Source organism: Aeromicrobium sp. CTD01-1L150, assembly GCF_041951745.1.
Lineage (GTDB): Bacteria > Actinomycetota > Actinomycetes > Propionibacteriales > Nocardioidaceae > Aeromicrobium.
The window spans coordinates 3,098,003-3,123,756 of record NZ_CP169555.1 but is presented as its reverse complement, the minus strand read 5'-3'; the positions used below and the strand labels follow the sequence as shown (position 1 = coordinate 3,123,756).

The 25,754-nt window shown below is 68.1% G+C and carries 20 protein-coding genes; 8 read left to right on the top strand and 12 right to left on the bottom strand.

Annotated elements, in window-relative coordinates:
* The 4 genes from ACEVFP_RS15430 to ACEVFP_RS15415 form a co-directional block, all read right to left on the bottom strand.
* Positions 1 to 1,254, bottom strand: coding sequence for a polysaccharide pyruvyl transferase family protein (locus ACEVFP_RS15430; RefSeq protein WP_375000328.1), 1,254 nt, complete (start codon positions 1,252 to 1,254; stop codon positions 1 to 3).
* Complete coding sequence (locus ACEVFP_RS15425) at positions 1,251 to 2,228, bottom strand: lysylphosphatidylglycerol synthase domain-containing protein (protein WP_375000327.1); 978 nt, start codon at positions 2,226 to 2,228, stop codon at positions 1,251 to 1,253. The genes ACEVFP_RS15430 and ACEVFP_RS15425 overlap by 4 nt, the downstream gene beginning before the upstream one ends.
* The gene (locus tag ACEVFP_RS15420; protein WP_375000326.1) at positions 2,228 to 3,355 is read right to left on the bottom strand and encodes a nitroreductase family protein; all 1,128 of its coding nucleotides are present in this window, start codon (positions 3,353 to 3,355) and stop codon (positions 2,228 to 2,230) included. Before ACEVFP_RS15420 ends, ACEVFP_RS15425 begins: the two co-directional genes overlap by 1 nt.
* Before the next feature lie 117 nt (positions 3,356 to 3,472).
* Positions 3,473 to 4,480, bottom strand: coding sequence for a glycosyltransferase family 2 protein (locus ACEVFP_RS15415; RefSeq protein ID WP_375000325.1), 1,008 nt, complete (start codon positions 4,478 to 4,480; stop codon positions 3,473 to 3,475).
* A gap of 124 nt (positions 4,481 to 4,604) precedes the next feature.
* Between ACEVFP_RS15415 and ACEVFP_RS15410 the strand changes: the two genes are divergently transcribed.
* Positions 4,605 to 6,449, top strand: a complete 1,845-nt coding sequence (locus ACEVFP_RS15410; RefSeq protein WP_375000324.1) for a hypothetical protein — start codon at positions 4,605 to 4,607, stop codon at positions 6,447 to 6,449.
* Positions 6,436 to 8,283 carry a hypothetical protein gene (locus tag ACEVFP_RS15405; protein ID WP_375000323.1) on the top strand — a complete coding sequence of 616 codons (1,848 nt, stop codon included), beginning with the start codon at positions 6,436 to 6,438 and terminating at the stop codon, positions 8,281 to 8,283. The genes ACEVFP_RS15410 and ACEVFP_RS15405 overlap by 14 nt, the downstream gene beginning before the upstream one ends.
* 2 nt (positions 8,284 to 8,285) lie before the next feature.
* Here the strand turns inward: ACEVFP_RS15405 and ACEVFP_RS15400 are convergent, their stop codons facing one another.
* Complete coding sequence (locus ACEVFP_RS15400) at positions 8,286 to 9,581, bottom strand: UDP-glucose dehydrogenase family protein (protein WP_375000322.1); 1,296 nt, start codon at positions 9,579 to 9,581, stop codon at positions 8,286 to 8,288.
* Positions 9,582 to 9,712: 131 nt separating this feature from the next.
* Here ACEVFP_RS15400 and glf point away from each other — a divergent pair, with 131 nt between their 5' ends.
* On the top strand, positions 9,713 to 10,870 hold the full coding sequence (gene glf / locus ACEVFP_RS15395; RefSeq protein WP_375000321.1) for a UDP-galactopyranose mutase: 1,158 nt from the start codon (positions 9,713 to 9,715) through the stop codon (positions 10,868 to 10,870).
* Between the two features lie 34 nt (positions 10,871 to 10,904).
* Here the strand turns inward: glf and ACEVFP_RS15390 are convergent, their stop codons facing one another.
* The 4 genes from ACEVFP_RS15390 to ACEVFP_RS15375 form a co-directional block, all read right to left on the bottom strand.
* The gene (locus ACEVFP_RS15390; RefSeq protein WP_375000320.1) at positions 10,905 to 12,332 is read right to left on the bottom strand and encodes a hypothetical protein; all 1,428 of its coding nucleotides are present in this window, start codon (positions 12,330 to 12,332) and stop codon (positions 10,905 to 10,907) included.
* 121 nt (positions 12,333 to 12,453) lie between these two features.
* Positions 12,454 to 14,037 (bottom strand): phospholipid carrier-dependent glycosyltransferase, encoded by a 1,584-nt coding sequence (locus tag ACEVFP_RS15385; RefSeq protein ID WP_375000319.1) that lies wholly within the window; start codon positions 14,035 to 14,037, stop codon positions 12,454 to 12,456.
* A complete protein-coding gene (locus ACEVFP_RS15380; RefSeq protein WP_375000318.1) occupies positions 14,034 to 15,620 on the bottom strand; it encodes a DUF2142 domain-containing protein in 1,587 nt (528 codons plus the stop codon). The genes ACEVFP_RS15385 and ACEVFP_RS15380 overlap by 4 nt, the downstream gene beginning before the upstream one ends.
* Entirely contained in the window at positions 15,617 to 17,518 is a 1,902-nt protein-coding gene (locus ACEVFP_RS15375; protein ID WP_375000317.1) for a glycosyltransferase, read from the bottom strand. The genes ACEVFP_RS15380 and ACEVFP_RS15375 overlap by 4 nt, the downstream gene beginning before the upstream one ends.
* A gap of 101 nt (positions 17,519 to 17,619) precedes the next feature.
* Between ACEVFP_RS15375 and ACEVFP_RS15370 the strand changes: the two genes are divergently transcribed.
* From ACEVFP_RS15370 to ACEVFP_RS15360, 3 genes are all read left to right on the top strand, one after another.
* Entirely contained in the window at positions 17,620 to 18,324 is a 705-nt protein-coding gene (locus tag ACEVFP_RS15370; RefSeq protein WP_375000316.1) for a 2-C-methyl-D-erythritol 4-phosphate cytidylyltransferase, read from the top strand.
* Between the two features lie 569 nt (positions 18,325 to 18,893).
* Positions 18,894 to 19,169 (top strand): hypothetical protein, encoded by a 276-nt coding sequence (locus ACEVFP_RS15365; RefSeq protein ID WP_375000315.1) that lies wholly within the window; start codon positions 18,894 to 18,896, stop codon positions 19,167 to 19,169.
* Between the two features lie 25 nt (positions 19,170 to 19,194).
* Positions 19,195 to 20,331 carry a hypothetical protein gene (locus ACEVFP_RS15360; RefSeq protein WP_375000314.1) on the top strand — a complete coding sequence of 379 codons (1,137 nt, stop codon included), beginning with the start codon at positions 19,195 to 19,197 and terminating at the stop codon, positions 20,329 to 20,331.
* Between the two features lie 481 nt (positions 20,332 to 20,812).
* On the opposite strand, the gene ACEVFP_RS15355 is transcribed toward ACEVFP_RS15360, so the two are convergent.
* On the bottom strand, positions 20,813 to 21,796 hold the full coding sequence (locus tag ACEVFP_RS15355) for a glycosyltransferase (protein ID WP_375000313.1): 984 nt from the start codon (positions 21,794 to 21,796) through the stop codon (positions 20,813 to 20,815).
* A gap of 91 nt (positions 21,797 to 21,887) precedes the next feature.
* Here ACEVFP_RS15355 and ACEVFP_RS15350 point away from each other — a divergent pair, with 91 nt between their 5' ends.
* Together ACEVFP_RS15350 and ACEVFP_RS15345 are read left to right on the top strand one after the other, a co-directional pair.
* Positions 21,888 to 23,234, top strand: coding sequence for a TrkH family potassium uptake protein (locus tag ACEVFP_RS15350; RefSeq protein WP_375000312.1), 1,347 nt, complete (start codon positions 21,888 to 21,890; stop codon positions 23,232 to 23,234).
* Positions 23,235 to 23,262: 28 nt separating this feature from the next.
* Positions 23,263 to 23,901, top strand: coding sequence for a potassium channel family protein (locus tag ACEVFP_RS15345; protein WP_375000311.1), 639 nt, complete (start codon positions 23,263 to 23,265; stop codon positions 23,899 to 23,901).
* A 3-nt stretch (positions 23,902 to 23,904) separates the two neighbouring features.
* Here the strand turns inward: ACEVFP_RS15345 and ACEVFP_RS15340 are convergent, their stop codons facing one another.
* Together ACEVFP_RS15340 and ACEVFP_RS15335 are read right to left on the bottom strand one after the other, a co-directional pair.
* On the bottom strand, positions 23,905 to 24,564 hold the full coding sequence (locus ACEVFP_RS15340; protein WP_375000310.1) for a response regulator: 660 nt from the start codon (positions 24,562 to 24,564) through the stop codon (positions 23,905 to 23,907).
* Positions 24,561 to 25,682 carry a sensor histidine kinase gene (locus ACEVFP_RS15335; protein WP_375000309.1) on the bottom strand — a complete coding sequence of 374 codons (1,122 nt, stop codon included), beginning with the start codon at positions 25,680 to 25,682 and terminating at the stop codon, positions 24,561 to 24,563. The genes ACEVFP_RS15340 and ACEVFP_RS15335 overlap by 4 nt, the downstream gene beginning before the upstream one ends.
* Positions 25,683 to 25,754 lie beyond the last annotated feature (72 nt).

The following is a 25,754-nucleotide window of genomic DNA, read 5'->3' as shown; positions in this document are numbered from 1 at the left end:
TCAGCCCCGCACGATCTGCGCGATCAGGTCGGCCTGGGCGCGCGAGGTGGCCTTGACCTTGGGGAGGTTCTCGTCGAGCTTGGCCTTGACCTCGTCGCGCTGCTCCTCCAGCTCGGAGAAGCGATCGGCCAGGTAGGCCGGGGTGAGCTGGTCGGAGCCGAAGGCCCACTCCTCGACCTCGAACATCTCCAGCACCTCGCGGTACTTGTGGCTCCAGCCGATGACCACCGTGGGCACCGCCATGGCGAGCGAGGAGACCATGGCGTGGAAGCGGCTGGCGACAAAGAGGTCGCACTGGCCGATGAGCCAGCGCAGCTGCTGCGAGCTCAGCTCGCGATCGACGAACAGGACGCCGTCCTGGGAGGCCAGGCGCCCGAAGATGTCGCGACACAGCGGCAGGTCGTTGTTGTGGGTCTTGTCCGTGCCGGTCCGCACGCTGTGCGGGATGAGCGCCACGTTGCGGCCACGCGACTGCAGGGACTCGATGAACTCCGCGATGATCGCCGCGTAGTCGCCGCCGGCCGCGTCGACCTTCTTCTGCATCACGACGCTCGGGCAGACGCCCACCACGTCGCCCTTGCCGGCGGCACCGCCGTCGAAGAAGGACAGATCGACCAGCTCGGCCACGGCGTCGCGCTCGGTGCCGTCCATCTCCAGGGAGAAGGCGTAGTCGGCGCCCGCGACGAGGTTCTTCAGGCCCAGGCCCTCGGCGTACTCGTGGGTGATCCGGCCGCGGGTGACGATGGTGCGCGAGCGAGGCAGGAAGATCTTGGAGACGATCCGGTTGATCCGACCCTCGAAGGGGCCGATGGCCTGCGCGCACTTGAACACCGGCGTCTTGACGAACAGCGCCGGCAGGATGGAGGCGACGTTGTAGAGCAGGAACTTCTCGCGACCGTCGGTGAACGTGATGCCGCCCTGGTCGAGCAGCACCTGTGACGACGTGAGTGCCGCGATCGCCTTGGAGCGCTTGCGCAGGACGGGCCGCAGCGGCGGCAGCAGGAAGTACAGCAGCGCGAGCAGGTTGATCGTGACTCCCAGCTGACGCGGTGCCGCCGGGACGATCGAGAGGTTCGGGTAGTGGTTCTGCGCGGCATCCTCGGCCGGATACATGCTGAGCAGGGTGACGTCGACGTCGCCGACCTTCTCATCCAGCGTCTGCATGGCCGACTCGAGCATCGCGGCGGCGCCCTTGTTGCCGGACAGGGCCGAGCCGATGATCGTGACTCGTGGCCCTGAAGATGGTGCAGTCATGGACGAAGCTCCTTGGGAATGGTGCGTCGGGTGAGGACGTAGATGACGGCGACGAGTCCGTCACCGACCGTACTGCACAGACGAGCGAGCACGGACACGACGATCGCGGCCGGCACGCCGACGTACGGGGCGAGGATGACGACGATGACGGCCTCACGCACCCCGAGCCCGCTGGGGACCAGCACGGCGAGGATGCCGATCGCCCCGGCCAGGACGTAGGCCGCGCCGAAGACCGCCCACTCATCGGCCTCGACGTCGGTGACGGACGTGGCCAGCACGACGAACCCGGCAGCGTTGAGCAGCCGGGGCAGCAGGAAGCCCACCAGCAGCACGAGAGTGGTGCGCGTGGAGAGGAAGTACTCCCGTGGCACGCTGCGCTTGAGGGCCTTGCGGGCCACGACGTCGACGGCGCGGTGGAAGGCCGGCCGCCACAGCACCAGGGCCATGGGCACGAGCGCGAGCAGGGGCAGGAGCAGCACGTAGGGCTCGTCGCCGAACAGCTGCGGGCCCAGCGCGGCGGCCACGACGGCGGCGCCCGGCGCGAGCGAGCACACCTGCAGGAAGACGTTCTCGTAGATGACGGTGATGACCACGACGCCGCGGTTGATGCCCTTGCGGCCGGCCCAGAGCACCTTGTTGACCGTCGAGCCCACCTGGCCGGGGATGTACTTCAGCAGCCACGACGCACACTGCACGGAAATCGCCTCGGTCCGCGAGACCTCCGCCTCGGGCTGCAGACGAGCCAGCATGGTGCGCCACAGCAGCCCTGTGAGCGGGACCGCCAGGGCGAACAGCGCGATGGCCATGGCCCACTGCCACGTGGGGGTGAGGTTCTGCTCCCGCACGTCCTGGGCGTTGCGCACCAGCGAGACGGTGAACAGCGCCGCCACGGCACCCACCACGATCACCGTCACCGTGGTGCGGAAGGCCTTGCGCTTCCACCAGACCTTCGGCGCCTGGGCGGCCTGCTCCATCAGTTGTAGCGGCGGAAGGTGTCGAGCTCCTTCTTCTGCGAGTACGGCACCATCCCCTCCGGATGGGCGTAGCCGACGGCGATCAGCATGACGACGCGGTCCGTGAGCTCGAGGTCGAGCTTCTTCTGCATCTTGCGCTCAAGGGGCTCGAAGTCCGGCCAGTTGATGACGCTGGAGCTCAGCCCGAGCGTCTCCAGCCCGAGCATGAACGACATCGCCGCGAGGGAGCCGTCGACGTAGATGGCGTGCCTGTCACGTGGGCTGAAGTAGGACTCCAGGCGCCCCACCACCACGACGACGGCCGGGATGTTGTGGGAGTAGCCGGCCGTCCCGAACGGGATGGAGGCGACCTCGGTGACGAGCTCGGGGTCGTCGAAGACGCGGAACTCATACGGCAGCCGGTTGCAGGCGGTCGGGGCCTGGCGGGCGATCAGCATGGCCTGGTCGATCAGCTCGCGGGGGACCGGCTTCTGCTCGAACCAGCGCACGCTGCGGCGCTGCATCACCAGGTCGTCGAGCTCCTGGTAGGAGATGGACGACAACGACTTCTTGACGTAGGGGACCTTGCCGGTGAAGTCGGCATCGTGGCCGGCCTTCTCGAAGCGTTCGCGCGCCGCGTCGACGGTGGCGTCCCCGGTGGTGACGGTGCGGAAGTAGTCGGTGAGGACGTCGTGCGCCCACTCCATCTCGCTGCGCTCCATCGACTCGGGCTCGCGGGAGAACTGGTCCACGGCCTGCTCGTAGAACTCGATGGTCTCGGTGATGTAGTCGCGGGCAAAGATGTCGCGGCGGGGCATCATGATGAGCCCCTTCTCCAGGCGGTGCACGTTGCGTCGCAGCTCGACGTGGGTGCGGCGGTCGCGCGACTTGTTGCGGTAGTAGTTGCGACGCCCGCGCAGCACGGCGGTCTGCTCACGGTTGAACGTGATGAAGCTGCCCGTGTAGTACAGGTGCGACAGGATGCGGCTCGAGCCGAAGGACTCCAGGAAGACTCGGTTGACGAACTCGTAGATGCGTCGGATCCACGTGATCGCGAGGAGATCCTTCGCGATGTTCTTGAGCTTGTTCAGCACGGACGACGGCTTTCGTGTCGACGACGGGGACAGCGGTGCGACGCGTCGGCGCACCGCGCAAGATTACCTCACCAGTCCCGAGATCCTCGCCTCCGAGGAGCGTGATGCGACACTCCCCTCCGTTCGCACTTGATCACCGGGCATCGTGCGTTGCGCTCGATACCGGGGTGCTCAGTCGTGGTGCAGACCCGTGGGCACGACGTGCACCTCATCGGGCGTGCGCGGGTCGAGCAGGCGCTCGTCGGCGTACTGCACGAGCTTGACGCGCTCCATCGCGTCCTCCAGCAGGACACGGTTGGTGCGCAACATGTCGGAGATCACCAGCAGCGCGATGCACAACAGACTGGCCACGAGCATGCCGACGCCGAAGACGAGCGACTGGATGTTGCCGGAACCGTTGCCGGTGGCGTAGAGGATCAGGAACCGGACGAACGGGATCGCGGCGGCGATGAAGAAGATCGTCGCGAGTGTCGTGAACACCGCATACGACTTGAACATGATGTAGCTGCGGACGATCGCCTGCCCCGAACGGGCCATGTGCTGGAAGATGTTGGAGAACAGCCGCGACTCGCGGGTCTTGGGGTTGGTCTTGATCGGCACGCTGGCGATCCGCAGCCGCTTGTTGCCCGCCTGGATGATCGTCTCCATGCAGTAGCTGAACTGCGTGACGACGTTGAGCCGGATGAGCGACTCCCGTGAGTAGGCGCGGAACCCGCTCGCGGCATCGGGCAGGTCCGTCTCGGCCGCATAGTTGACCACCTTGCTGCCGAAGGACTGCATGATCTTCTTGAACGGCGAGAAGTGCTCGATCGTCTTGGTCTGCCGGTCACCGATCGCGATGTCCGCCTCGCCGCGGATGATTGGCTGCACCAGCTCGGTGATGCTCTGCTGCGGGTACTGGTTGTCGCCGTCGGTGTTGACCACGATGTCCGCGCCGTGCTGCAGCGCGTAGTCGACGCCGTCGCGGAACGAGCGGGCCAGCCCCATGTTGCGGGTGTGGAAGACGAAGTGCTTCACACCGTGCTCGCGCGCCACCTCCACCGTGCGGTCGGTGGAGCCGTCGTCGACGATGAGGACGAAGATCTCGTCGATGCCGTCGATCTGCTGCGGGATCGACTCGAGCACGAGGGGCAGAGTCTGCTCCTCGTTGAGGCACGGGACCTGGACGAACAGGCGCATGGGTTCCTTCCTGACCTGCCGGGGACGGCACGACTGTACCCACTCAGGCGCACTGGGACGTGGAACGGGGCCGCGCCTGTACATTGAGCCGGTCCGACGTCGATCCGGGAGGACAGCGCTGCGCATGACCAGCCCTGAGACCACCGAGCCCGTGGTGAGTCGCTCCTGGACGGTCCTCGCCTGGGTGGCGCCGCTGGTCTGCCTCGCCGTCAACGTGTACGTCCTGTGGGGGACCACCTGGCCGGCGTTCCCGTACGACGAGGTCACGCTGCTGCAGATGGCTCGGATGCTGGCGGGCGAGGAAGTGCCAGACATGATCCGCGGCGCCGGGTACTACCCGGGCTGGGCGGTGCTCATCACCCCGGTGTGGTGGTTCACCTCCGACCCCTCGGTCGCCTACCAGGCGTCGTTGTGGCTCGGAGTCGTCGTCTCCCTCGCCACGATCTGGCCGCTCACCCAGATCGCCCGACGCTTCGGCCTGGCTGCCGCGCCGGCCGTCGTCGTCGCCTCCTTCGTGATGGTGCTGCCGGCCCGCGCCGTGCAGGCGGACTTCTCCATGAGCGAGCGGCTGGTGACCTTGTTCCTCGCGTGCGCGGTGCTGGCCGCCTTCCGGGTGGCCGAGCGGCCGAGCCTCCTGCGGCACCTCGTCCTCGCCGCGACGTTGGGACTCCTGCTCTTCTCGCACGTCCGGATGAGCGTCGTGCTCGGCGCCGCCGCGGTGTGGCTGCTCATCCGCATCCCGCGACACGCCTGGCCCTCGGTCGCGGGCCTGGTCATGGTGGCCCTCTCCTACGTCGCCGCCACCCGGGCCGGCAACGCCCTCAACGAGGCGCTCCTCGGCCGCACGCTCACTCGCGAGGACGCGCTGCTGCAACGCATCAGCGACTCGCGGCCGGAGCTGTTCCTGCGGGTGGGCATCGGCCAGTCCTGGTACCAGAGCCTCGCCTCGTTCGGTCTCGTCGCCGTCGGGCTCGTCGTCATCGTGCTGCTGGTGTGGCGTGAGCTGCGGCGCTGGGACTTCGGCGCGGTGACCTTCCTGTTCGGCGCCACGACGGCCGTCGTGTTCGTCTCGCTCGCGCAGTGGGCCAACGACCACCTCCTGTACATCAACCCGTGGGTCCGTCTGGATGCCTGGGTGTACGGGCGGTACATCGACCCCGTCGCGACGATCGTCGTCCTGGTGGGTGTCTGTGCCCTGCTGGTGGGCGTGAGCCGGTCCGTGGCGGCCTGGGCCGTCGGGATGAACGCACTCGTCTGGCTCCTCGGCTTCGGCTACCTCACGCGGGAGGTCCCGACGTGGGGGTACGTGACTCCGGCGCACATCCCGGGCATCCTGCCGTGGCACCACCTGCTGCCGAGCGAGCCGTGGCCCAGGGACGTGGGGATCCTGCCCAGTCTCGTCAACGAGAACCGCATCTGGATCATCGCTCCCCTGTGCGTGCTCGCCGTGCTCGTGGCTGCGCTCGCAACCCGCCGGCGGCCGGCCGTCGTGGCGGGCGGCCTGGTCGTGCTCGCCGGGCTGGCCACGGTGATCTCGGCCGGGCCGTCCGCGCAGTTCCACGACGATGAGAACCACTCGGTCGACATGCGTGACCAGCTTGAGCCGCTGATCACCTTTGGTCCGGACCATCCCATCGGCTACGCGCGCGGCTGCCGTTCCAGTGAGGGCATCGAGGCCACCGGCCAGAACTACCTCGGCTACGTGGTGGCGCCGTCCCCGATGCCACAGGTCGACTCGGCCGACGACATTCCCGACGACATGACGATCGTCCTCGCCTGCGAGCACTGGGAGACCAGCAGAGAGCTGGGGGCCCGGCGGCTGGACACCGCCTCCGTCTACGCCTCCCACGTCTGGGTCATGCCCGGTGAGCTGCAGGACGAGCTGGAGGATGAGGGGCGTCTGGCCCCTGTAGATTGGGCCGGTCCGCCGCCGAGCCCTGAGGACCCTGCCGCGCATGACCAGCCCTGATCCCGCCCCCGTGCAGGAGGAGTCGGCGACCCCTTCCGTCCCGGCCGCCCGTCGATGGTGGGTGCTCGCCTGCCTGGCACCGGTGATCTGCCTCGCGGTGAACGTCTACGTGCTGTGGGGCACCGAGTGGCCGGGCTTCCCCTACGACGAGGTCAGCCTGCTGCAGCTGTCGCGCCTGCTGGCCGGCGAGGAGGTCACCGACAGCATCCAGGGCAAGGGGTACTTCCCCGCCTGGGCGATCCTCACCACACCGATCTGGTGGTTCACCTCCGATCCCTCGATCGGCTACCAAGCCACCCTCTGGGCGGGTGTGCCCGTCTCGCTGGCGACGATCTGGCCGCTCGCGCTCATCGTCCGCCGGTTCGGTCTCGCCACCGCGCCCGCCGTCGTGGTGGCCTCCTTCGCCATGATCCTGCCGGCCCGGGCCATCCAGGCGGACTTCTCGATGAGTGAGCGGCTGGTCACCCTGGTCCTGGTGTGCGTCGTCTTGGCCGCCTTCCGGGTGGCCGAGCGCCCGACGGTGCTGCGACACCTGGTCCTCGGTCTCACGCTCGCGCTGCTGTTCTTCTCCCACATCCGCATGAGCGTCGTCTTGGCGGCTGCTGCGGTGTGGCTCCTGCTGCGCCTCCCGCGCCACGTCCTGCCCTCGACGGCCGGTCTGGTCTTCGTGGCGATCGCCTACTACACCGCCAACCGGGCCGGCCGTTGGTTCAACGAGCTGGTGCTCGTGGGCGAGTTCCGCCAGGGAGACGGTCTGCTGGACAAGCTCGGTGAGTCGAGGCCGTCGCTCTTCCTGCGGGTGGGCATCGGCCAGGCGTGGCACCAGAGCCTCGCGTCGTACGGACTCATCGCGATCGGCGTGATCGTCCTGGTGGTGCTCGTCTGGCGCGAGCTGCGCCGGTGGGACTTCGGGGCGTCGACGTTCATCCTCGGGGCCACGGTGGCGATCACCCTGGTCTCCCTCACCCAGTGGGCCAACGACTTCCTGCTCTTCGACAACCCCTGGGTGCGCCTCGACGCCTGGGTCTACGGGCGGTACATCGACCCGATCGCCACGGTCGTGGTGGCGATCGGGCTCGCCGCCCTCCTCAAGGGTGTCTCGAGGCCCGTGGCGCTCTGGGCCGTCGCGATGAATGCGCTCACGGCCCTCGCGGCCGTGCTCGTCCTCAGCCGAGAGGTCCCCACCTGGGGTTATGTGACCCCCGCCCACATCCCGGGCATCCTTCCGTGGAACCCCTTGCTCCCCGACGACCCATGGCCCGCGGACGAATGGATCGTCCCGAGCCTGACCAACGAGAACCAGATCTGGATCATCGCGCCGCTGTGCGTGCTGGTGATCCTCCTCGCCGCCCTGGCGCTGCGGCGTCGGCCGCTGCTGGTGGCTTCGGTCCTGGTGGCCCTCGCGGCGATCGGCACCCTGATCGGCAGCCAGCGCACCGACGTGTTCCACGAATCGGAGAGCGCATGGCTCCCGATGCGTGACCACCTCACCCAGATCACCACCCTGACCGCCGAGACCCAGGTCGGTTTCGTGCGGCCCAGCGGGGAGGGCGTCCGCGAGTGCGAGGCGCGTGAGGGCAGCGGCGGTACGGCAGCCAACTACTTCGGCTACGCCGTCGCTCCCGCCCCGCTGCAGCAGATCCTGGAGCCGCAGGACGTCGACGGGCTCGACCTCGTCATCGCCTGCGAGCGCTGGGCGGTCGGTGAGGAGCTCGGCGCCCGCCGCCTGGACGCCGACGCGGTCTATGAGTCCTACGTGTGGGTCATGCCCGGCGAGCTGCAGGACGAGCTGGCCTCCGAGGGACGGCTGGATCCGCCCTCACCCGTCGGCTGACGTCAGGGGCGGCCGAGGCCGCGGTAGGTCCAGCCGGCCTCGCGCCATGCGACCGGGTCGAGGACGTTGCGACCGTCGACGATGATCGGTGTGGCCACCGCCTCCTTGGTGGCCACGGGGTCGAGCTCGCGGAAGTGCTTCCACTCCGTGGCCAGCACGACGGCCTCGGCGCCACGCAGGACGTCCTCGAGGTTGTCGGCGAACTCCAGCTGCGGGTGGGCCTTGCCGGCGTTCGGGACGGCCTCGGGGTCCCAGGCGATGACGTCGGCCCCGAGGCCGTGCAGCTGCACCGCGACGTCGAGGGCGGGGGAGTCGCGGATGTCGTCGCTGTCGGGCTTGAAGGCCAGGCCGAGCACAGCCACCCGCTTGAGGTAGGCCGAGCCGCCGAGGGTCTCCTTGACGAGGTCGATGACGCGCTGGCGACGACGCAGGTTGATGGCGTCGACCTCCTTGAGGAAGGCGACGGACTCACCGCGGCCGAGCTCCTCGGCCCGCGCGCTGAAGGCCCGGATGTCCTTGGGCAGGCAGCCGCCGCCGAAGCCGACCCCGGCGTTCAGGAACTTGCGGCCGATCCGCACGTCGTGACCGATGGCGTCGGCCAGCTGGGTGACGTCGGCTCCGGTGACCTCGGCGATCTCGGCCATGGCGTTGATGAAGGAGATCTTGGTGGCCAGGAAGGCGTTGGCGGCCGTCTTGACCAGCTCGGCCGTCGCGTAGTCGGTGACGATCCGCGGCGTGTCCAGGGACATGGCCTGCGCATAGACCTCGTCCAGGATGTCCACGGCGCGCTGGCTGCGCACTCCGTAGACCAACCGGTCCGGCTCGATGGTGTCCTTGACCGCAAAGCCCTCACGCAGGAACTCGGGGTTCCAGGCCAGCTCCGCCCCCGTCGGCTCGATGAGCTCGGCGAGCCGCTCGGCGGTGCCCACCGGGACGGTGGACTTGCCCACCACGAGGTCGCCGGGCGACAGGTGGGGGAGCAGGTCCCGGACGGCCGCGTCGACGTAGGTCAGGTCGGCGCCACCGCCGTCACGGCGTTGCGGTGTGCCGACGCCGATGAAATGCACGGCAAATCCCTTGGCATCGGCGACGTCGGTGCTGAAGCGCAGCTGGCCGGTGTCATGGTTCTCGGTGAGCAGCTCGGGCAGGCCCGGCTCGAAGAACGGTGCCTGACCTGCGGCCAGTGCCTCGATTTTGGCCGGGTCGACATCGATGCCGACGACCTCGTGCCCCAGGCTCGCCATGGCGGCCGCATGGACGGCTCCGAGGTAGCCACAACCGATGACCGACATCTTCATGGGAACCGCTCCTGACCTCGTGGAAGGTGACGCCTCACCCTAACGACCCGACGCGCTCGGGTGATGCCCGGATCGTGCGACCTGCTCGATAGACTGCACCGTCCGCAGTCGCCTTTTGCAAGGAGCAGAGCATGGACGCCGACCTCGTGGTCGTGGGTTCGGGATTCTTCGGCCTGACCGTCGCCGAGCGTGCCGCACGGGAGCTGGGCCGCAAGGTCCTGGTCATCGACCGGAGGGACCACATCGGAGGCAATGCCTACTCCGAGGACGACCCGGAGACCGGTATCGAGGTGCACCGCTACGGCGCCCACCTCTTCCACACCTCCAACGAGAGCGTGTGGGAGTACGTCAACCGGTTCACGACGTTCACGAGCTACCAGCATCGGGTCTACACGCACCACAAGGGCATCGTGTACCCGTTGCCGATCAACCTCGGCACGATCAACCAGTTCTTCAACGCCTCGTACTCCCCGGACGAGGCCCGCGCGCTCATCGCGTCGCAGGCCGAGGAGTTCGACACCGCGAGTGCCCAGAACCTGGAGGAGAAGGCGATCTCGCTCATCGGGCGGCCGCTGTACGAGGCGTTCATCCGCGACTACACCGCCAAGCAGTGGCAGACCGACCCGACCGAGCTCCCGGCGGAGATCATCGCCCGCCTCCCCGTGCGGTACACGTACAACAACCGGTACTTCAACGACACGTACGAGGGCCTGCCCACCCGCGGCTACACGGCGTGGCTGGAGAACATGGCCGACCACCCCAACATCGAGGTGCGCCTCGGCGTCGACTTCTTCGACGCCGACCAGCCGGTGAGCAAGGCCGCGACCGTCGGGCAGGTGCCCGTGGTCTACACCGGCGCCGTGGACCGCTACTTCGACTACGCCGAGGGCGAGCTGTCCTGGCGGACGCTGGACTTCGAGCGTGAGGTGCTGCCCACGGGTGACTTCCAGGGCACCTCGGTCATGAACTATCCCGACGCGGACTTCGACTACACCCGCATCCACGAGTTCCGGCACTTCCACCCCGAGCGCACCGAGTACCCCGACGACAAGACCGTCATCATGCGGGAGTTCTCGCGGTTCGCGGACCGCTCCGACGAGCCGTACTACCCGATCAACACCGATGCCGACCGCGAGCGCCTGCTCGCCTACCGCTCACTCACCGAGGGTGAGCAGGACGTGTTCTTCGGCGGGCGGCTGGGCACCTACAAGTACCTCGACATGCACATGGCCATCGGTTCGGCCCTGACGATGTACCGCAACGAGGTCAGTCCGCTGCTCGGCGGTTGAGCACGGGGCGTGCGGGTCCTGACGGCCCGCGCTGTCAGCGCAAGCGGAAGGTCTTCACCTGCATGAAGTAGTCGCGATAGGTCGTGTAGCGATCGATCCGTTGATACATCAGGTCCCGGCCGAGCACCACGGGCCTGGCCAGCGGGCGGTCCGACTGGCGCAGCACCGTCGGGGTGCCCACCCGGCCGTTGGCAGCGAGATTGGCCGAGGCAAGGTTCCACCGGTCCCGGCTCTTGTAGCCGTAGTAGACGCGATCAACTCCGCGGCGATCATCCAGCGTCAGGCCCGGGATGTAGTTGCCGTTGCCACTTCCGTAGCCACCTCCGGCCGAGCGCAGCGTGTGGCGGCTCCAGCTTCCGTCGGCCCGGCGGACCATCTGGAGGTAGACGGGCACGTTGTTGCTGGCGTCCCACGTCGCGCCGAACACCATGGTGCGCCCCCGCTTGTCGCCGACGTCCAGCATCCGCACGGATCGCGTGTTCGGCGGCACGATCTCGGGCGGGAGCCGGGGGTCGACCTGCTGCTGCGGGCCGGCAGGCAGCTCTGGGATCTCCAGAACGTCCGGGGTGGGGTGCGCCGGCGCCTCCTCCTTCTCCTGCCGCGGCTCCTCCAGTGACGACAGGCCCGGCAACGCTGGTTGGTCGCTGGTCCAGACCGGCTCCAGGGCGCCGATCGTGAACCGCTCCGCCCGTCCGTTCCAGAAGTCGCTCATGGACATCGTGCGGTACCCGATCACGTTCTCCGGGCCATGCTTGGGGTGGTAGTACGCCGTGACGTGCAGGCGGCTGCGGTCGGTGTCCATGGGGCGGACCATCAGGTAGGCCTGATGTGACTCGCTGTCGAAGAGCTCGGCAGGTCTCGTCCAGGTCCGTCCGGAGTTCTGGGAGGTGACGTAGTACCACCCGGACTGGCCACCCCCGAGGTATCGCGACAGGACCACGACGCGGGGACCGTCACGCAGGACCTGCGCATATGTCGTCGGCCGGTCGAACGGCATGCGCTGCTCGTTGCCGAAGGCCCTCGCGTGCTTGCGCCCGAGCACCGGGTTGGACCCGGTCGGTGCGCGCCGGAAGAACATGGTGCCGGGGTGTCCTGTGTAGAAGACGAGGGACGGTCGGCCCTCAGCCATCGAGATCGCCGGAGCGTTGTGGTCGTCAGCGGGACGCTTGCGCAGGTTCGTGTAGGTGAGGTGCAGCTTCGGCCTCGCCTTGGTGCGGCCCCAGCGGTAGACCCGCTGTGTCCCGTTGGCGGTGACCCCGGTGAAGTAGAAGCTGCCCGGCTTGCGGGCCATCAGCGGGTCAGTCCACCAGGTGTACCCGCTGTTGCCGGATCGCTTGACGGGCTCGGAGGACACGGTGGGCGAGGAGGACGCGTCCGCGGTGACCGCAGTGAGCAGCGCCCCACAGGCCACCAGGGCGAGGAGCAGCGCAGACGCACGAGGTCGGGGCTGCGCGGACGACACGAGGCTCCCCTGAGGGATGAGGTCGCGCTCTGGTCTCGCGCGATCTGGGGAACGAAGCGTATGCCGCCCGGGCGCTGGTTGTCCGGCGAATGCCGCAGATCCATCGAGGCCGCCCGTCTGGTCAGCGCGGGCCTTCGTCGACAGGTGCGAGCTGTCGGGGTCGGGCTTGGAACAGCAGACTGACGGCAAAGGCCACGAGCCCGACCACGAACGTGGCGAACGCCCCCGCCGTGAACCACGGGGAGGCCCCGACCGAGTCCGAGGCAGCGAGCAGACCCTGGCGCCAGCCATCGTACGGCCGGACCCACAGGCGTTCGAAGACCCAGACCCATCCGCCGACCGCCACGATCGCGGCGGCTGCTGTCACGGCGACGTCCGCCGCCCGGCCGAGCCTGAAGTCCGGACGTATCCGCGCCCACACGGCGGCGATGCACGCGCTGAGCACGGCGATCCCGCTGAACACGTAGCGTCCCTGGACCCCGCGGTTGGGAGCGCCGACGTCGAGGTAGATCCCGTAGGCGTTGCGGAAGATCGTCACCACGACCAGGGTCGGCAGGAGCAGCAGCACGGCCACGACGGCGCGACGGCGCCCGAGGGCGAGTGCGGCGAGGACGATCACGACCACCGCGATCGAGGCCGTCGTCGTGAGCACCACGGGGTACGCGATCTCCTCGAGGCCGCCGCGACCCCAGAACAGCCGGCTGAAGCGCTCCAGGAAGTTCGTGGTGAACACCCAGAAGTCCGGTGGTGGCGGGTCCGAGGGGGCGACCTCGGCGCACCGGGTGGGGAGTCCGCACTGGCTGGGCTGCAGCGAACCGAGGACCAGGAGGTTGCGGAGCCACCACCAGCCCCCGATCACGAAGGCGACGGCCTGGGGAAGGCCCAGCAGCAGGGCCCGTCGCACCACGGAGCCGTCGCGGCGCCAGAGAGCCATCACGCCGAGCACACCGATCACGGGGATCAGCAGGAGCGCGAGGCCCTTGGTGAGCAGAGCCAGTCCCAACCCCACCCCGGTGGCCAGCAGCCACGGTACGACCCGGGGCGCGTCGATCGCCCGGACCGCCGTGTAGAGGGTGGCGCTGGTCATGAGCAGCAGCAGGGAGTCGTTGGTGGCGTAGCCGCCCATCGTGGTGAAGAAGGGGATGGCCAGTACACCGGTCGCACCGATGAGACCGGCCCGGCGCGAGTCCGTGAGGCGTCGCCCCAGGCCCACCATGAACGGCACCGCGGCAGCGGTGAGCACGGCCGACAGGATGCGCAGCGTGACCAGCGCGGTGTCCCAGGAGAGCGACGTCCCACCGGCCAGCTGCAGGATGCCGGCGGCCAGTCCGTAGTAGCCCGGCGGGTGCTGGACCATCTGGTCGCGCGTCTGGTCCTCCAGGTCCGTCGGGCCGGCCATGCTGGAGCGCTCGTCCGGCGGCGGCTTGGGCAGCGAGCGGACCTCCTCGGGAGCGAACAGCACGTGGCTGCCGGTGGACTCACCCACCGCCTGCCACGTCGATCCCTTCACCTCGGCGTCGTACGGCTCCGGCCACCCTTCGCCACTGAGGATCCGGTTGACGGAGTTGTAGTGGAGCGCCTCGTCCGGTCCGTGGAAGGCCGGCGTCGTGAGCGCCCACACCAGGCTGCCGGCGAGGAAGACGATGCTGAGGAGCGCGCAGGCGGCGCGATAGCCGGCTTCGGTCCGGTCCGAACGAAAAGTCATGATCCTCTGGGTCCGACGGCAGGCGCGCTCACTCTAGCCGACGCTGCCCGTGTGGCTCGGACGACGTTCGTCATGGCCAGCGTCCACGCCGTCGCCGTCACCACGAGCAGCCCGAGGTGGGCCCACACCGGGACGGCTGAAGCGTTCACCATGGCGAGGTACATCTGCGGCAGGGAGTCCTGTCCGGCGCTCCAGTGGACCCGTAGGGCGTAGACGTGGCTTCCCACCATGGCGACCAGCGAGACGATCGCCAGCGCCGCCGCCATGACGACGCCGAGCGTGCGTCCGATGCGGGCCGTCAGCTCCTGCCAGGCGAGGCCGAGAGCCAGGGCGAGGAACGTGAGTCCGCTGTAGAGGTAGCGGCCCTGGACGCCGGCGATCAGGCCCGTGTTCCAGAAGACCTGCCAGGCGTGATGGGTGAACAGCGCGGTGACCAGGGCGGGGTAGACGGCCGTCAGGAGGAGGACCTTGCGACGCGACGACAGGACGAGGGCGGTCACCACCACGAGGAGCATCGTCGCGCCGATGAGGACCAGGAGCGTGCCGTCGTACCCCAGCGCCGGACGGATGGATGCCCAGAACGTGCGATTGAGGCGCACGACCGTCTGGAGGAGGAAGCTGCCCAGGCTGTAGCCGTCGAACGACTCCGCGTACCGGAAGGAGTCGTAGTTGCTCGACTGGATCTGCCCGTGGACGAGCAGGTTGCGCAGCCACCACCACCCGCCGACGACCAAGGCGATGGCGCCGCCGAGCAGCGGTGTCCAGAACCGGTGGCGCCAGCCGGGGCCCGCCCGGCGTCCAGCGAGCAGCAGGAACATGGCCAGCACCGGGACGGCCGCCAGCATGAGGCCCTTCGTCAGGAGGCCGACCCCGAGCACCAGGCCTGCGACGACCGATGACGACATCAGGGTCTGCGGGCGCAGGTAGGCGCGCAGGGACGCCCAGGTCAGGGTCGCCCCGAGCAGCGTCACCATCGAGTCGTTCGTGACGAGGCTGTGGGAGTTGAACAGCTGGGGGATGAGGAGGAACGTGACGGTCCCCACCAGGGAGGCCGGGACGCTGGTCGTCACGAGCATCAACGACCGTGCGACGAACGGGACGGCCGCGGCGGTCAGCAGGCAGGAGAACAACCGCATGACCAGGAGGGTCTGGTCCCAGCGTTGGTCGCCCGGAGTCACGGCGTCGGTCCCGATGACCAGTCCCGCGGACAGGCCGTAGTAGGTCGGTGGGTGCTGAGTCATCCAGTCCGGCTTGCCTGCCCGGGGATCAGCTCCGTCGAGCCGGAGCACCGAGGACCGCTGGTCTCTCGGGACCTGCCCCCGCTCAGCGGTGTCGTCGCCGCGCGCCTCCGTGGCGGCGAGCGCCGTGCCCTGCAGCATCGGAGCCGTCTTGGGCGGGGGCCAGCCGCCGCCCTGCACGAGCCGCAGCACCGAGTTGAAGTGCCGCGGCTCGTCCATCGTGGACAGAGGCGGAGTCAGGGTGGCCCAGAGCGCGAGGAAGCAGAACGTGGTGAGGGTGAGCAGCGCGACGCCATGGCGGAACGAACGCTCCCCGGCCACCGTGACCCCGCGCCCGCTGGTCACGGTTCCTGGGTGAAGGTGGGTCTCCACGCCTCCTGGGAGGTGACGTCCGGCAGGGCCGCGCGGTACTCCCGCGCGAGTCGGTCCCAGTTCTTCTCCAGCTCACGGTGCAGCTTGCGGCTCTCGCGCCACAGACGCCGGAACGTGGTGCGGTCCCGCTGGTACACCGACTTCCCCCGGCCGTCGGCGCTGGAGATGAGCGCGGAGTCGTAGGACGGCACGCGCCACCAGGAGGCGTCGGCCTTGGCCAGCTCCACCTGCGGGCGGTCGATGTTGCCCTGCGGCACACGGTGGCGCCAGTGCCGTGCTGCGGCCCTGAGCGTGAAGAGGGCGAGACGGGCGCCGCGTGGTTCTGCGTCGGCGTCATCGGGGAAGAGCTGCTTGCCCTCCCACGTCGCCGGTAGGTCGTCCGGGTCGGTGATGATCTGCGTCTCGACGAAGTCCGCAGTGGCCGCGCGCAGCTCGGGCATGGTCGAGGCCATGGTGCGGTGCAGGTGCTCGGGCCCTTGCAGGAGGTCGCGGATGGCGCGGTGGCGCAGGGTGGCCGCGTAGTACTGCATGGTCAGCAGGTGCTTGAGGTCGATGCGTCCGCTGTTGCTGATCAGCTTGCCGCCCTTGGCGTGGGGGGAGTGCAGCAGACCGGTCAGCAGCCGGTTGCGTGCGTGGTAGTACGCCTGCCAGTCCTGGGAGTCGTCCTTGTCGACCCACGAGACGTGCCACAGGGCACTGCCGGGCAGGGAGACCGTGCCGTATCCGTGGTCGCGCGCCCGCAGCGCGTACTCGGCGTCGTCCCACTTGATGAAGACCGGGACCGACAGGCCGACCTCCCGGATCACCTTGGTGGGGATCATGCACATCCACCAACCGTTGTAGTCAGGGTCCAGCCGTTGGTGCATCCACGGCGTCTGCCGCAGGTTGGATCGCCGGAAGTCGTGACGCACCTGCTTGGGCAGCGCCGAGCGCCAGATGAAGTAGTACGTGTCGACCGTCTCGGAGAAGGCGTGCAGGATCGGCTTGTCGAGCAGGTCGAACATGTGGCTGCCGACGATCGTCGGAGTGCGGCAGAACCGCGAGAACTGCACCGAGCGGTAGATGCTCTCCGGCTCGATCTCCACGTCGTCGTCCAGCAGCAGCAGGAAGTCGCTGCGGCCGGCGTCCAGCGTCTCCGACATCGCGCGGGAGAAGCCCCCCGAGCCACCGAGGTTCGCCTGGTCGACGATGCGCAGCTGGTCGCCGAGCTGCTGCTCGATCTCGGTGAGCTCAGGACGGTCCGCCACCTTCTGATCGCCCTGGTCGACGACGTAGATCGTGTCGATCTCGGCCAGGACGTCAGCCTGGGAGGCGAGCGTGGCCAGGGTCTGCACGCAGTAGTCGGGCTTGTTGAACGTCGTGATGCCGAGCGACGTGTTGCCGGTCGTGACCGGGTCCGAGCCGGTCGTCCACTCGCCACCTTCGATGACGACGTCCTCGTCGCCGGCCACGACGTCGAACCAGTACCAGCCGCCGTCGCCGAACGTGCGCAACGACAGGTCGAAGGTGACCTCCTGCGAGCCCTTCACGACGGCGGCGCCGATGCGTTGCTGCACCCCCTGGGAGTTGGAGCGGTAGACGATGACCGTGCCGGCGCCGGAGGTCCGCAGCGCCAGCCGCACCGCCTCCACGACCGTCCAGCGCTGCCAGTACGCGGCGGGGAAGGCGTTGAAGTAGCTGGCGAAGGAGACTCGCTGTCCGCGGCGTATGCGGTAGCTGGTGCGCGACAGGATGTCGTTGACGTGTGCCTCGGAGCTGACCTGCACCGGCTGCCTGCGGATGACGGTCCACGTCTCGGGGTCTGCGTACAACGGGAGGATGTCGGGGTCGCGCTCGAGCGGGAAGAGCACGTGCTGCAGAACGTGGGACATGCGAGAGGGTCTCCGGATCGAGTGGTTCGCGGGCCCGACAGCGGGCCGGCAGAGTGCTCTGATGAGCGTAGTACCAGTTTGCCTGCGCTAGCCTCTCGGGCGTGGTGGGCGAGAAGAGGACCTGGGCGGTCGTGCTGGCCGGCGGCGTGGGCTTGCGCGTCGGCGCCGACCGTCCCAAGCAGCTGCTCGACCTCGCGGGGCGGACGGTGCTGGAGCGTAGCCTGGCCGCCTTCGTCGACCATGCGTTGGTCGACGACGTCGTGCTGGTGGTTCCGGCGACGCATCGGGCTGCCGTCGCCGGGGTGGCCGGGGACCACGTCCTGGTCATCGAGGGGGGTGCCGAGCGCAGTGACAGCACCCGCGCCGCGGTCCGTGCGCTGCGTGAGGCAGGCGCCGGGGACGGCGACCGCGTGCTCGTGCACGACGCTGCCCGCCCGCTCGTCAGCGGCCGCATCATCAGCGACGTCGTGCAGTCGCTGCGTGCGCACGACGCGGTGGCCCTGCTCGTGCCGACTCCCGACACGATCGTCCAGGTCGACCCCGTCACCGGACTGCCCGGTGAACCGCTGCCGCGGGCCGAGCTGCGGCGTCACCAGACGCCGCAGGGCTTCGGTCTCGGGGTGCTGGAGGAGGCGCACCGCGCGGCAGCCGACGATCGGGAGTTCGCGGCCACGGACGACGTCACGCTCGTGCAGCGTCACGTGCCGCAGGCCCGCGTCGGCGTCGTGGAGGGCGAGGCTCGCAACCTCAAGATCACCGACGCCACCGACCTCGCCGTCGCCCGCGCCCTGGTGGCCGAGGACTGACCAGCGAGCACGACACGAGCTGCTCGGTGGTTGAGTGCGACGCGAGCTCTGCGAGCGGTGGGGGTACCTCCCTGCACGGAGCGCAGCGGAGTGCTTGGGGGAGATCGAAACCACGTTACGCTGGGGATCGAACCACGTTGACGGTGGTGTGTGTGGTGGAGCGACGTGGTTTCGCGGGTCACCCTCGAGTCTGACAGTGTTTGTCAAGTCGCGTCGCGCGAGCGTCGACCTTTCTTCCGTACCTGCTGGCGGAACGTTGGCGATTGACGGTCGTCCCTGCGCGATGCTCCGACGCTCGCGGGGCAAGGCTCACTAGTCACCACGCCGTCGTTATACAGAGAGATGGCCCGTTAGGGTGTGCAACTAGTCCAACCGGGTCATCTTTCCTGATTCTGTGACGAACCGAGAATCGGTAACTCATGCTTTGCGGAGCGGCGTGCGATTGCGGCGCGCCCGGGATGGAATCGGCCAAACGGCGAGCTCGGGGTGGAGTGCCGGCCACGCGCCGGCCATTCGAGAGGGACATCCGTGACACGTCAACTTCGTCCGGCGAAGATTCGGCCAGCATCGTGGTCGCCGCATCGCTCCTGAGTGGCACCGCCTCTATAGCAGCAGACTCAGCCGAGACTGAGACCAGCGACGTCGACGAGGCAGCCACCACAGGAGACGCGACCGCCGCCGCAGCCCAGCAGGGTTCACCGGCTGCCTACAAGCACAAGGTTGGGATCAACTTCAACACCATTGGCATCGGGTTCTCGGCTGCGGCGGTAGTGGCTGACAAGAGGCTGGTTCTTCCGAAGGAGATCGTCAGTTCAAAATACACGCGGAAGTATCGCCAGTATTAAGCGACACCTGTTCACCACGATCTTGGTGCTGGCGGCCCTTTCCGCCTGCCAAACCAGTTCGGGCGTTGACACTGAGAAGGACCTCAGCCTCGAACAGGCAACCTCGACAAGTTACTTGGAGACTGTCACAGCAAGCGCATACTTCTCTGGCCCACCAGAGGACGGTGACCAACCCGGGTTTGTCATCTTCGTCCACGAGGACGGCTCGTTGGATCGACTGGAGGTCGACTCCATGGACGCGGGTGAGATTGTGTCCAATAGCGAGAATCAGGTCATGTTCACCTCGCCATCAGGGATGCAGACCCTCGGAGCAGACGGTCGTGGGCTGACCGAGATCGACTGGGGTGAGAGTGATCCGTCGGGTCATTGGTCCGGAACACATGGGCAGGACGAGTTTGTCGCGACCTTCAACAGCGGGTTTGGCAGCGAGTCGTACGTCACTGACGTATTCAGCATGAACGGTGACTCGCTGGCTCACTCGGTTGTCCCCGACATCCCCGGGGCCATGGGAGTGGTTGGTTCAACGCTGTACTCGTTGAACGGGACGGGTGGGGCGAACGTTGACGAGGAGGTTCGTCTCTACGCGACGGACCTGACGTCGCCTGACTCGACGAAGAAGGTCACCTCGTGGGAGATCAACCCCGACCAGGCCGAGTGGGACTCTAGCCGAAGCCTGCACTTCAACGACGGCCATCTGTGGTATCTCGAAACGCTGACCAGCGACACGGGGGAGAGCGTTCGGCTCGTCCGGCTGGAGCCGCATTCGGGAGACCGCGAATCAACTGAGCTGACGACCTATGACGACACCTTCTGGTACGGAGCAGACCATTCTGCGCTCGGGTTCGCGAGCAGTCACGGGCACGTCTGGGATGGAGCGATGTTCACAGTCGCCCATGACGGAACGATCGTGGCGGCGGATCTAGAAACACGTACGCTGCGGGAGGTCGGCGAGGTCTCAGACGAGGCGACGCAAGCCACGTACGCCGCCGTTGGATGGCGTGATGACCAGATGGCCGTTCTGCACTTTGATGAAGGCGGCACCGGCGCACTGGAGATCTACGACCTTGAATCCGGCGACCGTAAGGTTGTCGTGGACACCTCGCCCCTGGGTGACCTCCTGACAACGCGCGATGCCAATCCTTCTTCTCTGACCCTCCAATGAATCCGCGCGGCCCGAGGAACGCGATCCCTCGAGTCTTGCTGGCGATCACATCACGAGCTCGGAGTCGAGACAACAACACTCGCGCAGTCAACGACACCCCGACGCCAAGGCCGGCGCCTACCGAGTCCTGAAACGACACCTCATCGAAGTCATCTACCACGCTCTCAAAGCCGACGCCGAACAGCGCCAACCAGACAACCGCCCGGGCCCCCGACCACATCGCCGCTTGACATAGGAGCTTCGCGCTGACGTGCTCGTTCCTCGCCGTCATCGTTACTCAACCACCGAGGAAGGTAGCGGGAGTCATGGGTTGCGCGAGCTTCTCGGTGGTTGAGTGCGACGCGAGGGCAGCGAGCGGTGTATCGAAACCACGTTGACGGTGGGGGTCGAAGCCACGTTGCGGGAGTCATGGGTTGCCTGAGCTTCTCGGTGGTTGAGTGCGACGCGAGCTCTTCTCGGTGGCCGAGGGTCGTCGATGCTCTCAGGGCGTCGGGGCGGCGGGCACGTCGGCCGGGTCCATGGGACGCCAGCTGCGGTCGGCCCAGATGCGTCGGCTCTCGCGGACGCCCCTCACCAGGTCGCCGACGCCCTTGAGGGTGTGCTGCACGACGACGAGCCGGAAGACCTCCTTGGCGAAGGTCAGCAGCGTCCCGAGCGCGAACCCGAGCCGGTTCAGCTTGCCGTACTCCGCGAAGTACCGACCGACGTGGGCCCGGTTGCGCATGACGTGGAAGCGGAACAACGGGCTGCCGTCGTTGAGGTGACGCACACCCAAGCTGACCTGCTGCTGCTCGCGCTTGCGCTGCAGCACGAAAGCGTCCATGTAGACGACGTCGGTGTGCTGGGCGGCCAGCCAGGCATAGGTGGCGTCGTCCCACGTGATGAAGAACCGCGGGTCCGGAAGTCCGATCAGCCGCACGACGTCGGCGTTGATCAGCATGCCCTCGAACGTCCCGGAGTTGGTGATCGCGTAGCCGTCGTCGTCGAAGGTGCGCCGCAGTCCGTAGGGGAGCGGGACGCCGAGGAACTGGTTGAACCTGGCCTGCCAGTAGAACGGAGTGCCGTCGAAGTCGTAGCGCCGGCCGTGGATGACCTTGAAGCGCTCCATCGCCGGCGCGAACCGCTCCAACGCCTCCGGCAGGATCTCGACGTCGTCGTCCATCAGCCAGACCCACTGTGCGCCCAGCTCCAGGGCCACCCTCGTGCCCTCGCAGAACCCGCCCGAGCCACCGGTGTTCCTCTGGAGGCGATGGTTCACCAGGACGCCGTCGCCGAACCAGCCCTCCGCCTCGGCGAGCACGTCCTGCGTGTCGTCGGTGCTGGCGTTGTCGACCACGACGATCCGCCACGGTGGCGTCTGGAGCCTGGTGGCGCTGCGCAGCAGGTCGACGAGGTACGCCGACCTGTTGAAGGTGACGATCACGATGGCCAGCCGGTCAGGGGCGGGCAGGGAGGCTTCGGGCATCCGCGTCAGACTATCGGCCGTTCTCCCACGTCCACGGGACAGGGCCGATGGGGCTGGGCTCGTCGGACCGGGGGAGAGTAGCGTCCCCCTCGTGACTCGTCTGCGTCTGCCGGCTGCCATCGCGCACCCGGTCCGGTTGCTTCCGCTGACCTTCCTGGTGCTCATCGTCGTCGGGACGATCCTGTTGCTGCTGCCCTTCGCGCGCACCAAGCACGGCTCGACGAACTTCGTGGACGCGTTGTTCACCTCGACGTCCGCGGTCACGATCACGGGCCTGGCGACGGTCGACACCTCGGCGTACTGGACTCCCGCCGGGCAGGGCATCATCCTCGGGCTCGCGCAGGTCGGTGGCCTGGGCATCGTCGCTCTCGCCACCGTCCTGGGACTGTTCATCGGAGGCCGGCTCGGGCTGCGCACCCGCCTGGTGGCACAGACCGACATGCATGTGGTCAACTTCGGCGAGGTGGGTCCGCTGTTCCGCCGTGTCGCGGTGATGATGTTCGGCTTCCAGGCGGCGATCGCTGCGGTGCTCACGGCCCGGTACCGCCAGGAGTACTTCGACGACCTGCCGACCGCGCTGTGGCACGGCTACTTCGACGCCGTGATGGCCTTCAACAACGCCGGCTTCTCGCTCAACGCCGACAGCCTGACGGAATACGCCGGCGACGGGCTGATCATCATCCCCATCTGCGCGGGGGTGTTCCTGGGCGCGGTCGGGTTCCCCGTGCTTGCCGAGCTGTTCAAGGAGTGGCGCACGCCTGACCGCTGGTCCATCCACACCCGACTCACGGTGTGGGGTTCGTTCCTGTTGCTCGTGGCCGGCGCGGGCATGTTCCTGGCTCTTGAATGGACCAACACCGGCACGATCGGTGACCAGCCCTGGTCCCACAAGCTCCTCAGCGGGCTGGAGGCCAGCGTCATGACCCGATCCGGCGGTCTCAACAGCTTCGACTGGGGAGCGGCCTCGGGTGAGACGCTCAGCGTCGCCACGATCCTCATGTTCGTCGGGGGCGGCAGTGCCAGCATGGCCGGCGGAATCAAGGTCACCACCTTCTTGCTCCTGGCGTTCGTGATCCTTGCCGAGCTCCGCGGAGACCCAGACGTCACCGTCGGCAACCGCTCGGTGAACCTGTCGGTCATCCGCACGGGGCTCAGCATCGCGCTCATCTCGGTGATGCTGGTGACCGCCAGCACCTTGATCGTCATGCTCCTGTCCGACTTCTCGTTCGAGACCGTGCTCTTTGAGTGCGCCTCCGCCTTCGGGACGGCTGGACTGTCCACCGGCATCACCACCGAGCTGCCCGCCAGTGCCAAGATCGTCCTGTCGGTCTTGATGTTCGTCGGTCGAGTCGGCACCATTACGGCGGCGTCGGCATTCGTGCTGAGACGACGCGCCACGCGCTATCACCTTCCCGAGGAGCAACCGATCATTGGCTAAGCAGAAGGACACACCCCCGAATGCTCCGGTGATCGTGCTCGGTCTCGGTCGGTTCGGCACGGCTGTCGCACGTTCGCTCGTCCACCTCGGCCATGAGGTCCTCGCCGTGGACGGGCAGGCCGAGATCGTGCAGAAGCACGCGAGCGACTTCACCCATGTCGTCACGGCCGACACCACGGACACCGAGGCCCTGCGCCAGATCGGTGCGGACCAGTTCGACGTCGCTGTCGTCGGCATCGGCACCGACATCGAGGCCAGCGTCCTGACGGTCCTCGGCCTCCTGGACCTCGAGGTCAAGGAGGTGTGGGCCAAGGCGACCAGCGGCAAGCACGCCGCCATCCTGGAGCGGGTCGGCGCCACGCACGTCATCCGTCCGGAGTCGCAGATGGGCAAGCGGGTGGCGCACCTGGTCACCGGCACGATGACCGACTTCATCGAGTTCGACGACGGCTTCGCCATCGCCCGCACCCGGGCGCCGGAGTGCACGGCCGACCGCACCCTCACCGAGTCCAACGTGCGCCAGAAGTACGGCGTGACCGTGGTGGGCGTCAAGACTCGCGGTGAGGACTTCACCTACGCGCAGGCCGACACCTATGTGCAGTCGGGTGACGAGCTCATCGTCTCCGGTCCGACACCCAAGGTCGAGATCTACTGCGCCCTGGGATGACGATCAGCCTGCTCGGGGTGGGTCGAGCAGGCCGAGGTCCAGGGCGCGCAGGACCGCGGAGGTGCGGTCACGGGCATCGAGCTTGGTGAGCAGGTTGGAGATGTGGTTCTTGACCGTCCCCTCGGCGAGGTGGAGCGCCGCTGCGATGTCGCGGGTCTGGTAGCCGCTGGCCACGAGTCGCAGGACGTCGAGCTCGCGGTCGGACAGGCCCACCGGGGTGGCGCGGCGGCTCGGGGAGGCGTCGCGGTCGCGCCAGGTGCGCAGCAGACGGTCGGTGATCGCGGGCTGGGCGAGCGAACCGCCGGCGGCGACCGTCCGCACGCCATGCAGCAGCTGCTCCAGGGAGACGTCCTTGAGCAGGTAGCCGCGTGCCCCCGCGACGAGCGCACCGAGCACCAGCTCGTCGTCGTCGAACGTCGTCAGCACGAGCACGGGCGGTGGGTCGGACCGGTCGGCGAGCCTCTCCAGGACACCGATGCCGTCCAGTCCGGGCATCTGCAGGTCGAGCAGCACGACGTCGGGCCGACGGGTCTCGATGGCCGCGAGTGCGGCCTCACCGTCGGCTGCCTCGCCGACGACCTCGATGTCCAGCACGAGGTCGAGCAGGCCCTTGATGCCGTCGCGGACGAGACGCTGGTCATCGACCACGAGCACGCGTGTCATGCGTTCGACTCCGCCGGCACGGCCAGCCGCACACGAAAGCCCTGCCCCGCCTCGACGTCGAGGGTCCCGCCGAGCTCCTGGATCCGTTCGGTCATCCCGCGCAGCCCGTTCCCGGGGGCGTAGGTGGTCGCGCCCACCCCGTCGTCGTGGGCGGTGAGCCTGATCCGGTCACCCCGGAGCCCGACCTCGACCCACAGGGTACGAGCCCAGGCGTGTCGCAGCGTGTTCGTGACGATCTCCTGGGTGGCCCGGACGAGCGCCGTCACGGTGCCTGGGTCAGGGCGCACCGACTCATCGACGGTGAGATGGACCTCCAGGCCGGGCAGGTCGGTGGTCACCTGCTCCAGCGCGCCTCGCAGGTCCGGAGCCAGCTCACGCTGCGTGCCGACGGCCGTACGGACGTCCTCCATGAGGTCGCGAGCGATGCCGCGCGCCTTGACGACGTGGCCGTGGGAGTCGCCGCTCGCCTGGTGGGAGGCGATCTCCAGCTCCAGGATCAGGGCCGTGAGCTGGTGTCCCACGACGTCGTGCAGCTCGCGGGCGATGCGCAGCCGTTCCTGCGCCCGGCTGGACTCCTGCAGGAGGGCACGTGTGGCGCGCAGGTCGGTGTTGGTGGCCTGGAGCTCGTGGCGGATGCGGTCCTCGCTGAGCTGGGACTCGATGCTCATCACGGTGACGAGCTGCAGGACGAGGTAGACGACGCCGGAGAAGATCAGGGCCGTCGCCGGCGAGCCGACGAACCACTGCGATCCCACGATCACGACGGTGTTGGCCACGGCGACCGTCCGGACCCAGCGCATCGGCACGTAGTACGCGCAGATCGCCACGCTCACGACCGCCGCGATCGGGACGTAGCCCAGACGTGGCGCCGTGCCGACCACGGCCATCGTGCTGATCACCATGACTCCCACGAAGCTCCTCGCCACGCGTGGCGGCAGCAGCTCGTAGAGCCACTGGCTGACCATCATCGAGACGCTCATGAGCGCGTACAGGCACAGCCACGCCCCGACGGGGATCTGGAGGATCTCGCCACCGATCAGCAGCACGGGCACGACCAGCAGGATCACGAGCGCGGAGATCAACGCGCCGGCCAGGATCTCGGGATCACGCACTCGCATGGCGCTGAGCCTACGGACGTCCGCGCTCGTGCACACGTGCCGATCGTCATGGTCACCGGTGGTGACGATCGG

What these genes read in the sequence shown, in the direction of transcription:
- ACEVFP_RS15405 (WP_375000323.1), top strand. Translation starts at nt 6,436, where the DNA reads ATGACCAGCCCTGATCCCGCCCCCGTGCAGGAGGAGTCGGCGACCCCT.
- ACEVFP_RS15340 (WP_375000310.1), bottom strand. Translation starts at nt 24,564, where the DNA reads ATGACACGCGTGCTCGTGGTCGATGACCAGCGTCTCGTCCGCGACGGC.
- ACEVFP_RS15375 (WP_375000317.1), bottom strand. Translation starts at nt 17,518, where the DNA reads ATGTCCCACGTTCTGCAGCACGTGCTCTTCCCGCTCGAGCGCGACCCC.
- glf (WP_375000321.1), top strand. Translation starts at nt 9,713, where the DNA reads ATGGACGCCGACCTCGTGGTCGTGGGTTCGGGATTCTTCGGCCTGACC.
- ACEVFP_RS15425 (WP_375000327.1), bottom strand. Translation starts at nt 2,228, where the DNA reads ATGGAGCAGGCCGCCCAGGCGCCGAAGGTCTGGTGGAAGCGCAAGGCC.
- ACEVFP_RS15430 (WP_375000328.1), bottom strand. Translation starts at nt 1,254, where the DNA reads ATGACTGCACCATCTTCAGGGCCACGAGTCACGATCATCGGCTCGGCC.
- ACEVFP_RS15385 (WP_375000319.1), bottom strand. Translation starts at nt 14,037, where the DNA reads ATGACTTTTCGTTCGGACCGGACCGAAGCCGGCTATCGCGCCGCCTGC.
- ACEVFP_RS15415 (WP_375000325.1), bottom strand. Translation starts at nt 4,480, where the DNA reads ATGCGCCTGTTCGTCCAGGTCCCGTGCCTCAACGAGGAGCAGACTCTG.
- ACEVFP_RS15355 (WP_375000313.1), bottom strand. Translation starts at nt 21,796, where the DNA reads ATGCCCGAAGCCTCCCTGCCCGCCCCTGACCGGCTGGCCATCGTGATC.
- ACEVFP_RS15410 (WP_375000324.1), top strand. Translation starts at nt 4,605, where the DNA reads ATGACCAGCCCTGAGACCACCGAGCCCGTGGTGAGTCGCTCCTGGACG.
- ACEVFP_RS15400 (WP_375000322.1), bottom strand. Translation starts at nt 9,581, where the DNA reads ATGAAGATGTCGGTCATCGGTTGTGGCTACCTCGGAGCCGTCCATGCG.
- ACEVFP_RS15335 (WP_375000309.1), bottom strand. Translation starts at nt 25,682, where the DNA reads ATGCGAGTGCGTGATCCCGAGATCCTGGCCGGCGCGTTGATCTCCGCG.